Below are 14,118 nucleotides of genomic sequence, written 5' to 3'. Positions count from 1 at the left end.
GCAACAGAACCCCTAAACTCCTGTCGCATGCTGTACAGGGGTTTTTGGTGCGAAAAAGAAGGATATAGAGTGCTTATAAATTATACTTTAAGTAATTCTTTTTATTGTTTATATTTTTGTTATTTTCTGTTGCAGAATCCTTAGTATAAGGATTCTTTTTTTGTATCAAAAATCTATAAAGAAAAAAAGATAAGATCGGTGAAAATGAACTAAAAGGTATTTTAAATGAAATTGTTAAAACAACACTAATAATGATAACGTTCGCTAAATATATTCGCTCCTTATGTTTGGAAGAAACTTAAAATCTTCCCTCTCGTAATGCAGCTTAACCATAAATTTAATCTTTTTGTAAATATGGAACAATTTCATAACTTACACTGTCTATTAAGCGTTAAAACATTTTTAACTAAGGGAGAAGATTGAATTGAAAAAATTATGGATACTGCTTTTCTTTTGTTTTGCAGTTATGTTGGTAGGATGTAATAAAAACGAACCGCCAAAACAAGCATTTGAAGAATATATCAATTTATGGAATGATAAAAAATTTGCAAATATGTATGATCATTTATCAGAACATGCAAAAAAGACGATTTCCAAAAAGGATTTCGCAGAGAAATATCAAAAAATCTATGAGGGTATTGGAGTTAAGAATTTAAAAGTTAAAACGAAAGGAGAGAATACTAAAGATAAAGAACTTTTTCTTTTTGAAGTTAATATGGATACAGATGGAGGAACTGTTTCATTCATCCATGAAGCAAAACTCGTGAAAGATAAGGAATCTTGGAAAATAGATTGGACACCAGACTTCATTTTCCCAGGTATGAAAAAAGATTACAAAGTACGTATGCAAACAGAACAAGGAAAACGCGGAGAAATATATGATCGAAATGGAAAAGGGCTTGCAACGAATGGTAAAGCGACTGAGGTTGGAATTATTCCAGAGAAGCTAGGCGAAACGGCAGCGCTAACAAAAGAAATAGTAGCACAATTACTTGATATGTCTACAGAAGAGGTCAATCAGAAGCTCGCAGCGAAATGGATAAAACCAGACTCCTTTGTACCAATTGGTATTTTAAAAGAGGGAACCAGACAGAATGATTATATTGAATTAGAAGGGGTTTCATCTCGCCCGGTAAATATTCGTACGTATCCATTAGGAGAAGCAGCCGCACATTTAACTGGATATATAGGAAAGGTGAATGCAGAGGAGTTAAAATTGCTTCAAAAAAAAGGTTACCAAGCAGATGATTTAGTAGGTAAGACGGGTTTAGAGAAAGTACTTGAGAATAAATTGCGTGGTGAAAAGGGTGGACGCGTATTTATAGAAGATGAGAATGGGAAAGAGATTAAAAACGTAGCAAAAAAAGAAGTAAAAGAAGGAGAAAATGTTACGTTAACAATTGATGCTGCAATTCAAGAAAAAATCTTTAATGAGATGAAAAATGAAGCAGGATCTAGTGCAGCGGTCAATCCTAAAACGGGTGAAACAATCGCACTTGTAAGTAGCCCTGCTTATAATCCAAATACAATAGTTAGAGGAGCATCAAAAGCCCAACGAGAAGTATGGAATAACGACTCGAAACTGCCAATGATGAATCGTTTCACACAAGCATTTGTACCAGGTTCCGTATTTAAAACGATTACAGGTGCAATTGGTTTGGAAACAAACACAATAAATCCTAAGGAAGAATTTAAAATTCAAGGATTAAAGTGGACAAAAGATCCATCTTGGGGAAATTATTATGTAACACGTGTGAAGGAAGCTAGTCCAGTTGATTTTGATAAGGCAATGAAGTACTCTGATAATATTTATTTTGCTCAACAAGCCTTGAAAATGGGAAAAGATCAGTATGTAAATGAATTTAAGAAATACGGATTTCATGAAAAATTACCAATCGAATACGAATTTCCTATTTCAATAATTGCAAAAGATGGGATAAAAAATGATATTCAACTAGCAGACACGGGATACGGACAAGGACAAGTATTAATGACACCACTTCATTTAGCATTAACATATGCGCCAATTGTGAATGAAGGAAATATTCCGTCGCCACATCTTTTAAAAGAAGCAAAAGTAGCAGGGAATTGGAAAGAAAATGTGGTTTCTAAAAAGAATCAAGAGATATTAAAGAGTGCATTAATAAAAGTGATTAATGACCCTGATGGCGCGGGGAGAATTGCTAAGGTTGATGGTGTAACTCTTGCTGGTAAAACTGGTACAGCAGAACTGAAAGAGTCGAAAGAAGCAGACGGAAAAGAGCTTGGATGGTTTGCAGCTTTTGATGCAAATGCGCCAGACATGATTGTTACCATGATGATCGAAGATGTAAAAGGAAGAGGGGGGAGTAATGTTCCGGGCGAAAAAGTAAAACATGTTTTTCAGAAATAATACCTTATTAAAAGGTATATCTTTTACAAGATTCAGTATATGTTTGTTAAAATCAAAGGTATAAATTTGGAGAAATCAAGAATAATTAAGGTTCGAAAAAGCATTCTTACTAGTCGAGAATGCTTTTTCGTTGTGGCTCTAGAAAGTTGATACTTCATCTTTATTTTCATTTCTGAAAGGGCGAGGTTGCTAATAGTAAATATTAGAGTAGAACAAATTGAAATGGACAAGTGAGGGAAATTTTAATCTTTAATAAAACAGTTATTTAGTAAAAAATAAATAGTGCACACAAATAAGCATGTTCTGGGGAAAAACAGGTGATACAAGCGAAGTATTGTGTGGACTTTTATCATTGTATGCTTTACTTGTTTTTTAGTAGTATTATTCTGTCGAAAAAAAGCTAAACAATGGAACAAATGTAACTTGTATCTTGTCTATATATTGAAACCATAATAAAAGTGAGGGCAGTTTTATGTATAGTCAAATAAGTTTGAGGTGTGGAAATGGAACAGAAGTTTATTGAAAAGTGTAATCATGATGAGCTGGACTATGTTATAAAAGAATATTGGCAAGATGTATGGAATTATTCATTTATTATTACGAAAGATCCACACTTATCAGATGATATCACGCAAGATGTATTTATAAAGGTATATAAAAATTGGAATTCATTTCGAAAGGAGTCATCTATTAAAACTTGGATATTAAAAATTACAAGAAATACGGCAATAAACTATTTGAAATCCTCCTATTTTTAAAAGGATATCTTTAATAGGATTTTTTAGTGACGATAAGCAATCCCTGTCGGCAGAACAAGAGTTTTTTAAGCAAGAAGAAATGAATGATGTGTGGAAGGTTGTATTAAAACTACCTAAAAAGCATCGTGAAATAATAATATTGGACGCAAAATATGAATTATCTTATGAAGAAATGGCTGAAACACTAGGAGTATCCATTGGAACTGTAAAATCTAGATTAAGTAGAGCAAGAAGTAAGGTTTCAAAATTAATAGGGGAGGGTAGTAGTGATGAACAATAAACAAAATCCTGACTGGTATAGAAAATTAAAAAAAGGTCCAATGGAGAATCGTAAAGATGAAGAAGAATTTATTTTTAAAATTAAGCAGTCTATATACGAAAATAATGAAAGGGATTTTGTAAAACATAAAAGACCGTTTCGTAAAAAAGCATTACCTATTGTAGTTGTTTTCGTTTGTACAATGTTATTTTTTATTGTTCAACAACCTTGGCTTGATGATAATAAATCACCGGTACAAAGTAGTACTCAAATTAAGCCTAAAACAAAAGATGAGTCTGCTCAAGATCCATCATTAAAACAATTTATGAATGAACTATTTCGAAGTACAAACTCAAAAAATGAAAAAGATCTGTACAGAGCGTTAAATGATGAAGTTCTATTTAAAGGGAAGAGTTATAAGAAGGATGAATTGAAGTTTGATGAAAATATTTTTCATGAGTTGCAAGTTGCTCTTACAATGGGAGGAGAGTTTGCAAATGATACAAAGAAGGTATACAAGGTACCAAGTGGATTGACAGAAAGTAACCAACCAAAGCAAGAACATTTTATATATGCAACTGTTACTGGAACCAAAACGAAAATTTTAGCTGAACCAAAACTAGAATCAAAAGTTTTATATGAAGTATCTAATGAAATGGTAAAAGCTTGGATCCCGGAAAAAGTGCAAAATGATGGATATATAAAAATATCGACTATTAACGGTAATACTGGATATGTACAAAAAGAGTATGTTTTAACTGATATTAAATATTCTTTCATGTTCGAAAAGAATGATGAAGGTATATGGAAAATAGCGAATATAGAATCTATATGGTAAAAGAGGAAGGTTCACTTTAATGAACCTTCCTCTTTGTTTTTATTTTCATTTTGAAGTGAATTCCACGATTCTAAAATTTCTGATGTAACGAGAGCGGCACTGTTTTTTTCTGTCTTACCACCAGGAATTACAACAGAAATAGCAATTTGTGGATCTTCGGTAGGAGCATATGCAATGAAAAGAGAATGATTTATCATTTTTTCTTGCTCGCTCGGAAAGCCTGTTATACCTGTTTTACCTGCGACATGAAAGGGCAAGTTTTTAATCTCCTCTATATTTTGACTCATCCCAGCTTGCATGACACTCCAAAATTTCATAGGATAATGATTTGAACTTTCTAAGATCGGTTTAAACTTTTTTGTGTCCTTACCGTCCGGACCAATAATAGCACTTACGATTTGAGGTTTATATTTATCACCTTTACTTGCCAAAGTTGCTGCATATTGAGCAAGTTGAAGAGGGGAATGCACTTCATTTCCTCCCCAAGAGGCATTTAATAAAGCAGAGACTCCATTTTCAAACTTACTAGATGGATGAAATTCATATTGCCCGTCTTCTTCAGAGGGTAAATCAATACCCGTTTTAGAGCGAAGACCGAATTGCTTTAAATAATCTGTCCATATATTTGCTACCTTTTCTATATTCCCATTATTTTGGTTGAATAACGGTAGAGCTACTTTTGCTGTCATAAATGTATTAGAAGAATTAATGATAGCTTGACTCGGTGTAATTTCACCTGTTGGCGTTCCGGGAGCATTAATAATGTTATTTTGATTATCATATTGAAAACTACCTTTATCTAAATAAGTATCTTCAGGTTGAAAAAGCTTTTCGTTTAATCCAATTAAAATAGTAAGTGGCTTTATAGTAGAGGCCATATTTACATAGGATTCACCATACTTTAATTTTTGAATTGCTTTATTTTGTGAAAGTGATTTGATGTTTTCTTTTTTAGATGATACTTGTGTATATAATGTATTCGGATCAAAAACTGCTGAGTTGGCCATTGTTAAAATTGCACCAGTTTTTACATCGCTCACTATAGCATAGCCAGCATTAGCATCAGCATCAGGTATTTTCTTAATTTGAGATCTTAGTGCTTCCTCTGTTTTTTGCTGCAACTTAGAATCTAAAGATAGCCTGACATCTTTTCCGTTTTGTACTTTTCGAATGTTCCAAAAGAACTTTTTATTATTCATTTTAAAAATCAGAGTTTTTCCTGGTTTTCCTTTTAAATCATTTTCATATTGAAGCTCAACTCCGCTTTTCCCAACACGTCCATTGTTAGAATTAAAGTCATTTTCTACATACCCAATTACCTGTGAACCCATTTCATGTTTGGGGTAATATCGAATCAATTCATCTTTGATTATTACATTATTGGGTTTGTTTTTGTTTATGAATGCAAGTTCATTCTCAGTTATATCAGAGTATAACGGTATATCATTCATAGTCTGCTTTTTACAAGATTGTTGTAATTGCGATTTTATGTCCTCTGTAGAAATGTCATGTTGAAACTCGTTTGAAAATTGATTGAAAAAAGCTAATGTGTTTGATGTATCTTGATTCGATAGATTTTCTTCTTTAAAGGTGCAATATAGAGACTTAACTTTCTTATTTGTAGCTAGTATTACACCATTTTGATCAAAAATTTTGCCTCTGTCAGCTGAAGAAGTTGCGATAGTAATTGAAATGAAGTTGATTTTTAATAAAATTAGTAAAATCAAACCTACAAAAGAAAGAATCGCAAAAAATCTCCATCTTTTTATTTTTTTCTGTAACATAAAACCCTCCCTTTTTTAGCTTATTTCATCTTATAGTTAATTATTTTTTTGTAAATGTGGAACAACTTTATTGTTAAGGTTGTCTATTAAGTATTACAGCAGTCAGAAAGGAACAATCAGTATGAAAAGTTAATAGTAAGTCTACGTGTAAGTTTAATATGAGTCATTATACAGTTTAGCATTTCTAATGCAAGCTACAAAAAAGTAACAGGAAGGGAGATTTATTAATTACCCGGCTAAACCAAAAGGAATGGATGCTTACAAGGATTTAGCAAAAAAGTTGAGACGATATTTATAACCGGCCAGCGGTATCTAATATATAGGGAACGCTTTTTGTATTTACTAAGTATTAGAAGCAATTCTCAGAAGAATTATATGGAGGATTTATGATAAAACAAAAAGGAAATAAGCAGAAAACATATATATCTATTCGATTAAATATAATGTTCCTTTTCATCTTTCTGCTATTCTCGGCTATTATTATGCAGCTAGGAAAGGTACAAATTGTTGAAGGAGAGGCGTATAAGAACCAAGTGGAAAACAGTCAAAATGAAACAACTAGTATTCCGGTTCCACGTGGACAAATTCTAGACCGAGAAGGAAAAATGGTTGTTAATAATCGATCTCTTCGTACGATTGCGTATACAAGGGTGAAGGGGATAACGAGTAAAGACATTTTAAAAACAGCAAAAGACTTGGCAATAGTACTTGAAATGCCTGAGCAAGATATAAATAAATTAACTGATATTGATAAAAAAGATTTCTGGATGCAATTGAATACAAAACGTGCGGAATCAAAGATCACTAAAAAAGACATAGGAAAGTTTAAAGAAAAGGGAATAGAGGGAAAAGAGCTAGACAAAAAAATTGAAGATTTAAGACGAAGTCGTGTGACAGAAGTGGAATTGGCAGAATTAACAGCACAAGATTTAAAAGTGTTAGCTATTAAAAGTAAAATGAGTTCAGGTTATCAACTAACACCACAAATTATTAAAAAGGATGTAACAGATCAAGAGTATGCGCGCATAAGTGAAAACCTTGCGGAGTTTCCAGGAGTAGATGCAACAGTTGATTGGGAACGTAATTATGTAAATGGTAATTTATTTCGTTCCGTGTTAGGTAATATTACAAGTAGTGAAGAAGGATTACCGAAAGAAAACTTAGATTCTTATTTGGTACGTGGATATAACCGTAATGATCGTGTAGGAAAAAGTTATATTGAACAACGATATGAAGATGTATTACACGGCACAAAAGAAGAAGTGAAAAACATTACTGATAAATCAGGAAACATTGTTAGCGCAGAAATAATCTCGAAAGGAAAAAGTGGTAATAGTTTAACATTAACGATTGATATGGAATTACAGAAGAAAGTGGAAGAAAGTATTGAGAAAAATTTGAGAGCTTTTAAGAGTTCAGAGCCACTGTTGGACCGAGCTTTTGTCGTCATGACGAACCCAAATAATGGGCAGATTTTATCTATGGCAGGCAAAAAGATTGTAGAAAAAGAAGGTAAAATAGAGATTGAGGATTTGGCATTAGGTAACATGACAACTTCGTATGAGCTAGGGTCAGCTGTAAAAGGTGCTACTTTATTAACTGGATATGAGACAGGGGCAATACATCCAGGAGATCAATTTTATGATGCACCGATGAAATTTAAAGGTACACAAGCTAAGAAATCGTGGAATGTATCCGGATTTGGTAATATTAATGATTTACGAGCTTTACAAGTATCTTCGAATGTATACATGTTCCAGACAGCTTTAAAAATTGCGGGAGTTAATTACGTACCAAATGGTTCGTTGGATATTAAACAAGAAGCATTTGATACGATGCGCTATTATTTTAAACAATTTGGTTTAGGGGTCCCAACAGGTATTGATTTACCGAATGAAATAATTGGACAAACTAGAAAAGTAGATAGTCAACCTGGATTTTTACTAGATTTTTCTATCGGTCAGTATGATACTTATACGCCATTGCAATTGGCACAATATATTTCAACGATTGCAAATGGTGGATATCGTATGCAGCCCCAAATTGTACAAGAAATACGAGAACAATCAATAAAAGAAGAAGAGGTTGGCAAAGTTATACGCTCTATAGAGCCTGTCGTATTAAATCGAGTTGATATGAAGAAAGAACATATTGATCGGATAAAAGAAGGCTTTAGATGGGTATTCCAAGAAGGTGATGGAACTGGAGTGAAGTATTTCAAAAATGCTCCATATAAACCAGCAGGAAAGACAGGGACAGCTCAAACTGTATATGGTGGAGATGATCCTATTGGTAGAAATGCAAAAGGAGAACGTATGGAATGTTACAACTTAACATTAGTTGGATATGCTCCATATGATAATCCAGAAGTAGCATTTTCTGTAGTAGTCCCATGGCTTCATGATGATAAAAATGGAATTAATTCTATAATTGGAAAGGAAGTTTTAGATGCATACTTTGATTTAAAACAGCAACGTATACATGGTGAAGCTGCTAGTACAGATAGTTCGAATCAAAATTAGAAAAATATGTGCACTTTTCTCAGGGGAAGAGCCCCTGTTTATATAAAAACTTTAATAAGTTAAATAAAAAAGAAGATTTAAAATAAGAGATAGCAGCTAACATAGTTGCTATCTCTTACTTTTGTTAATATCTTGGCTACTAGTTAAAAGGTTTTAAATTTATGGAACAAACTTGTTTTCTAGATGGTCTATTATGTGTACGTATAAAAACAGGTGTTCAAATTGGATACAGTGTATTGAATTTACCACTTGTTTTCAGTATTGAAAATTTGAAAGGAATGATGATTTTGAAAAACAAGAGGATGCTAATAATAGGGATCTGTGCTGGCATATTAGGTTTAGGTCTTACAAGCTTAGAAACTTTTACAACAGGAGGGGCATTGCAAGTTGAAGCGAAAGAAAAGACAGGGCAAGTGAAACATAAAAATCATGCGACGTATCAAGAATTCTCTCAACTTGAGAAAGAATTTGATGCTCGATTAGGTGTGTATGCTATTGATACTGGTACAAATCGAACAATTTCTTATCGACCTAACGAAAGATTTGCCTTTGCATCAACCTACAAGGCGTTAGCGGCAGGAGTGTTGCTACAGCAAAACTCAACTGAGAAGTTAAATGAAGTTATCACTTATTCGAAAGACGACTTAGTAGAATATTCACCCGTTACAGAGAAACATGTAGATACTGGAATGACATTAGGAGAAATTGCTGAGGCCGCTGTTCGTTCCAGTGATAATACTGCAGGGAACATTCTATTTCATAAAATAGGTGGACCTAAAGGATATGAAAAAGCGCTTAGACAGATGGGTGATCGGGTTACTATGGCTGATCGCTTTGAGACAGAGTTAAACGAGGCTATTCCAGGAGACATTCGTGACACTAGTACAGCGAAAGCAATTGCTACGAATCTTAAAGCTTTTACGGTCGGAAATGCGCTTCCAGCTCATAAACGTAACATTCTTACAGAATGGATGAAAGGAAATGCTACAGGAGACAAACTTATTCGTGCAGGCGTACCAACTGACTGGATAGTTGGAGATAAATCAGGAGCTGGAAGTTATGGGACACGAAATGATATTGCTATCGTTTGGCCGCCAAATAGAGCACCCATTATTATCGCAATTTTATCTAGTAAAGATGAGAAAGAGGCTACCTATGATAATCAACTAATTGCAGAGGCAGCTAAAGTTGTAATCAATATTCTTAGGTAATAAACTCTAAGTTTTCTCATTTCTTTACCTAATTTTATACAGAGTCTTATGCGGGGAAGGCTAGAGGGTAACAAATAGCATGAAATTATTTAAGAATAATAAATAATAAAACGGACAAACTCAAGCAAGTATGAATTCGTCCGTTTTATTTACTACTTATAATGAGGATTATCTAAACTAAATGTGAATATGGTATACAACTTAATTAAGGCGTACGCAATTGGTAAATTTTATTTTAATTGTTTTTCGTTAGACTAGATAATTCAACAGATTTTTGAGTACAACGCTTCATAGCTGAAATGATGGCTGTTCTTAAACCTTTTTCTTCTAATGTTGCTACAGCTTCTATAGTCGTTCCACCTGGAGAACAAACCATATCTTTCAATGCACCTGGATGTATTCCTGTCTCTAGTACCATTTTCGCAGAACCTAATACAGCCTGGGCTGCGAATTTATATGCTTGATCTCTTGGCATTCCTTCCAATACAGCAGCATCCGCCATGGCTTCTATAAACATATATACATAGGCTGGCGAAGAACCACTTACAGAAGTTACAACATCCATTAATTTTTCATTTACTATCTCTGTTTGACCAAAACTATTAAAAATGTTTAATATATCTTCTAAATCTTTTTCTGTAACCAGTTCATTATGGCACAGTGCAGACATTCCTTCGCCAACAAGAGCTGGTGTATTAGGCATTACTCTTACAATCTTTAACTTTCTACCAAAAGCATCCTCAGTACTCATAATGCTTTTTCCGGCAGCAATAGTTACGATTATTACATCGTTTTTTATTTGGTCTTTTATTTCGTTAATTACTGGTAAATATAAGTCGGGCTTGATTGACAAAATTATAATATCAGCATTTTTAGCTACCGCATTGTTGTCAGAAGTTATAGTTATGCCATATTTTTCACTAGCATTTTTTAAATTTGAAACGTTTAAATCTGAACCAATTATTTTTTCTGAAGGCAGTATATTTTTGTTTATCATCCCACCAATCATAGCCATCCCCATATTTCCACATCCGATGAATCCAATCTGTTTGTCCATAATAACTCGATCTGGCTCCTTTTATAATCAATTTTATCGGTTTTAAAATATTATTCTGAAAAAGTTAAATAATATCCCATACAATATAAAGAAATATTTTAAGAGAGTATAGTCCTTTTTGCAATACTAAAAATAAATAAATTAATTTTATTTGAAACTATATAAGTACATGCAGTAAAATTTAATATTTTGTATTGTCTACACTTGATAACATCAAAGATTGTGTTTGATAATAGCAATACATTCTATTTTTTGTATAAGGAATGAGGAGAAGTTTTAGGATTTGTAACATAACTAGCTCTATGTGTTGCATGCTAGAAGGCTGTATGTTGATGAATAAACGATAAGGTATAGTTAAATCCACATTTTTAAGAAGTGGTGATATTCATAATTTTATACTAAAAACTTGTCGCACTAATAATTTTTCAAAATATCTCTTGACACAAAAACAAACAATATCGCATAATATAAAAAAATTAGATCGAAAATCGTTGAAGGGAATTAGTACATATGTCTTCTTACGAAAGAGAGTGGAATTCACCGGCTGAAAGATTCCTCGTATAGAATGTATCGAACCTATCCCTGAGTCTTAAATGAAAGTTTAGGCGTACGCCTGCGTTATAGGCGCCAAGTGGATATCTATGTATATCAATTAAGGTGGTACCGCGGAACAATGACCGTTTCGTCCTTTTTATTTTATTAAGGGCGAAGCGGTCATTTTTATTTTGCTCTTTAATAGGCTAGGTGCAGCATTGGTGAGAATAGAAATCGCTGCAAGCTGTATGAATAGAAGTGTAATTTATAAAAAAATTTGATTTTAGACTTGGGGGATACAAAAGTGAAAAAACAACGAATTGTTGTAAAGATTGGGAGTAGCTCTCTAGCAGATAGTCATGGAGGCATTTCTAAAGAACAACTTTCAGATCATGTTGCCGCATTGGCTCGATTGAAAGAGGAAGGGCATGAAGTTTTGTTAATTACATCTGGGGCCGTCGCTGCAGGTTTTTCTGCTCTAGGGTATCCTAGCAGACCTGTGACAATTAAAGGAAAACAGGCTGCTGCGGCTGTCGGACAAAGTTTGTTAATGCAGGCGTACACGGAGGAATTCCGTAAGTATGGTATCGTTACTGCGCAACTCTTGCTGACGAGAAGTGATTTTTCTAGAAAAGAACAATATAGTAATGCTTACGCTACTTTAGGAGAGTTACTAAACCGTTCTGCTCTTCCAATAATTAATGAAAATGATTCCATCTCTTTAGAGGAGCTGACATTCGGTGATAATGATATGCTGTCAGCTTTAGTAAGCGGGCTTGTTTCGGCGGATATGCTTATGATTTTTACGGATGTGAACGGTTTATATGACAAAAATCCTCAGAAAAATGCAGATGCGAAAAAATATTATTTCCTTCCTGAAGTTACGGAAGAAATCGCTTCTCTTGCAGGAGATGCTGGATCAAAACTTGGGACTGGCGGTATGAAATCAAAAATTGATGCTGCGAAGACAGCACTCTCTCTTGGCGTGAGTGTATTTATCGGAACAGGACGTGGACAAGAGAAGTTTGTAGATGTTTTGAAGGGCAAAGGTGATGGAACGTATGTCGGAAATGCTCCTCAAAAAGAAATGAAGATGAACAAGCAATGGATCGCCTTGCATTCGCTTGTTAGCGGACAAATTGAAGTAGATGCCGGAGCAGCTACTGCTATCATTCAGCATGGTAAGAGTCTTCTTCCTGCTGGTGTTACGAATGTATCAGGATTTTTCAAAGTGGGTGAAGTCGTAGAAGTAATCACGCAACAAGGGCGCGTAATTGGAAAAGGACAATGCACATATAACGCAGAGGAACTAGGGGCTGTAAAAGGTATGCAAAGCCAAGATATTCAAGCAAGAGGCGAAAGGCATAATTATGAAGTCATTCATAGGGATCATTGGGTTTCATTTTAAGCTTTAATTCTAATACAAGAAAGATTTAGATACTGGTGTTAAAGGGCTCTCAAACTGTAATCTTTAAAAAGGAGGAAATAAAAATGAATGAAGTGTTGGCAAAGGGAAAAAAGCGAAAGAAATTGCTAGGGATCTTGTGCTTAAATCAACCAATCAAAAAACGAAGCACTTGCTTCAATTGCTGAAAGGCTAATAGTAGAAACAGCTTATATTTTAGAGGGAAACAAACGGGATATTGAAGAGGGTAAGGCGAAAGGATTTTCTCATTCTCTTCTTGATCGTCTTATGCTTAATGAGCAGCGTATTATTGATATGGCAGAGGGAATTAAGCAGCTAATTGAATTACGTGATCCTGTTGGAGAATGTGTAAGCGAATGGGAGCGACCAAATGGACTATCTATTCAGGAGATGCGTGTACCACTTGGTGTTGTTGGGATGATTTACGAGGCAAGGCCAAATGTAACGGTAGATGCTGCTACAATATGTTTGAAAACAGGAAACGCAGTCATATTACGTGGTAGTTCTTCTGCTATCAATTCTAACAAAGCCATCGTTGCCGTTATTCACCGAGCACTCAAACAAACAAGCTTGCCTCCAGAAAGTGTGCAGCTCATAGAAGATACAACGCGAGATAGTGCAAAGCAGCTGTTTACACTAAACGAGTACTTGGATGTTCTTATCCCAAGAGGTGGTAAACAGTTAATCGATACTGTAGTGAGAGAAGCATCTGTTCCGGTATTGGAAACTGGTGCAGGGAATTGTCATGTTTTTATTGATGAAACTGCAGATAAACAAATGGCATTTGATATTATCATAAACGCCAAAACGCAGCGTCCATCTGTATGTAATGCAATTGAAACGATTATACTTCATGAAAATTGGGGACATCGATTTGGTAACGAACTGTTTTCTTCGTTAAAGGAAAGAGGAGTAGAACTACGTGGAGATAATAAAGTATTGGCAATTGATGCTTCTATTGTACCCGCTATAGAAGAAGACTGGGGGACAGAATTTTTATCTCTCACGCTAGCAGTCAAAATAGTTTCCTCTGCTGAAGAAGCGATTAATCATATCAATACTTATGGATCCATGCATTCTGAAGCGATTATTACAGAGAGTGAAGAAAACGTTAGCAAGTTTTTCACATCCGTCGATGCTGCGGCACTCTACCATAATGCTTCGACACGATTTACTGATGGTTTTGAATTCGGCTTCGGCGCAGAAATCGGCATCAGTACGCAAAAGCTACACGTAAGGGGACCAATGGGGCTTCCTGCATTGACTTCCACAAAATATATGATTCGTGGGAATGGACAGATTCGGAGATAATAAATATAAGGGAAGAGAAAAAAGCT

General features: G+C 34.4%; 7 protein-coding genes, 2 pseudogenes and 1 other annotated feature. Of the genes and pseudogenes, 7 read left to right on the top strand and 2 right to left on the bottom strand.

Features of this window, described 5'->3' with window-relative positions:
• The first annotated feature begins 424 nt into the window (after positions 1–424).
• The 3 genes and pseudogenes from CDB3_RS11805 (at position 425) to CDB3_RS11795 (ending at position 4,247) form a co-directional block, all read left to right on the top strand.
• Positions 425–2,392, top strand: a complete 1,968-nt coding sequence (locus CDB3_RS11805; protein WP_128854617.1) for a penicillin-binding transpeptidase domain-containing protein — start codon at positions 425–427, stop codon at positions 2,390–2,392.
• Positions 2,393–2,895: 503 nt separating this feature from the next.
• A pseudogene (locus CDB3_RS11800) lies at positions 2,896–3,430 on the top strand (RNA polymerase sigma factor).
• Positions 3,420–4,247: an SH3 domain-containing protein gene (locus tag CDB3_RS11795; protein WP_128854616.1), complete on the top strand. Its 828-nt coding sequence runs from the start codon at positions 3,420–3,422 to the stop codon at positions 4,245–4,247. The pseudogene CDB3_RS11800 and the gene CDB3_RS11795 overlap by 11 nt, the downstream one beginning before the upstream one ends.
• A gap of 11 nt (positions 4,248–4,258) precedes the next feature.
• Here CDB3_RS11795 and CDB3_RS11790 read toward each other — a convergent pair whose 3' ends face one another.
• Positions 4,259–6,031, bottom strand: a complete 1,773-nt coding sequence (locus CDB3_RS11790; RefSeq protein ID WP_128854615.1) for a peptidoglycan D,D-transpeptidase FtsI family protein — start codon at positions 6,029–6,031, stop codon at positions 4,259–4,261.
• A gap of 386 nt (positions 6,032–6,417) precedes the next feature.
• On the opposite strand from CDB3_RS11790, the gene CDB3_RS11785 reads away from it, so the two are divergent.
• Both CDB3_RS11785 and bla read left to right on the top strand, forming a co-directional pair.
• Complete coding sequence (locus CDB3_RS11785; protein WP_128854614.1) at positions 6,418–8,553, top strand: peptidoglycan D,D-transpeptidase FtsI family protein; 2,136 nt, start codon at positions 6,418–6,420, stop codon at positions 8,551–8,553.
• Positions 8,554–8,834: 281 nt separating this feature from the next.
• Positions 8,835–9,764: a class A beta-lactamase Bla1 gene (gene bla, locus CDB3_RS11780; protein WP_483861146.1), complete on the top strand. Its 930-nt coding sequence runs from the start codon at positions 8,835–8,837 to the stop codon at positions 9,762–9,764.
• Between the two features lie 235 nt (positions 9,765–9,999).
• On the opposite strand, the gene proC is transcribed toward bla, so the two are convergent.
• A complete protein-coding gene (proC, locus tag CDB3_RS11775; protein WP_128854613.1) occupies positions 10,000–10,821 on the bottom strand; it encodes a pyrroline-5-carboxylate reductase in 822 nt (273 codons plus the stop codon).
• A gap of 482 nt (positions 10,822–11,303) precedes the next feature.
• Positions 11,304–11,514: a binding site (T-box leader), on the top strand.
• 145 nt (positions 11,515–11,659) lie between these two features.
• On the opposite strand from proC, the gene proB reads away from it, so the two are divergent.
• On the top strand, positions 11,660–12,763 hold the full coding sequence (gene proB / locus CDB3_RS11770) for a glutamate 5-kinase (protein ID WP_016129458.1): 1,104 nt from the start codon (positions 11,660–11,662) through the stop codon (positions 12,761–12,763).
• Positions 12,764–12,846: 83 nt separating this feature from the next.
• A pseudogene (locus CDB3_RS11765) lies at positions 12,847–14,092 on the top strand (glutamate-5-semialdehyde dehydrogenase).
• Positions 14,093–14,118 lie beyond the last annotated feature (26 nt).

It is taken from the genome of Bacillus sp. CDB3 (genome assembly GCF_002081505.1).
Taxonomy (GTDB): domain Bacteria; phylum Bacillota; class Bacilli; order Bacillales; family Bacillaceae_G; genus Bacillus_A; species Bacillus_A cereus_AT.
Note: the sequence above shows the minus strand (reverse complement) of the source record. Positions and strands in the feature narration are given on the sequence as shown.

Coding starts and splice junctions, on each gene's coding strand:
- CDB3_RS11795 (WP_128854616.1), top strand. CDS start 3,420: ATGAACAATAAACAAAATCCTGACTGGTATAGAAAATTAAAAAAAGGT.
- CDB3_RS11790 (WP_128854615.1), bottom strand. CDS start 6,031: ATGTTACAGAAAAAAATAAAAAGATGGAGATTTTTTGCGATTCTTTCT.
- CDB3_RS11785 (WP_128854614.1), top strand. CDS start 6,418: ATGATAAAACAAAAAGGAAATAAGCAGAAAACATATATATCTATTCGA.
- bla (WP_483861146.1), top strand. CDS start 8,835: ATGATTTTGAAAAACAAGAGGATGCTAATAATAGGGATCTGTGCTGGC.
- proC (WP_128854613.1), bottom strand. CDS start 10,821: ATGGACAAACAGATTGGATTCATCGGATGTGGAAATATGGGGATGGCT.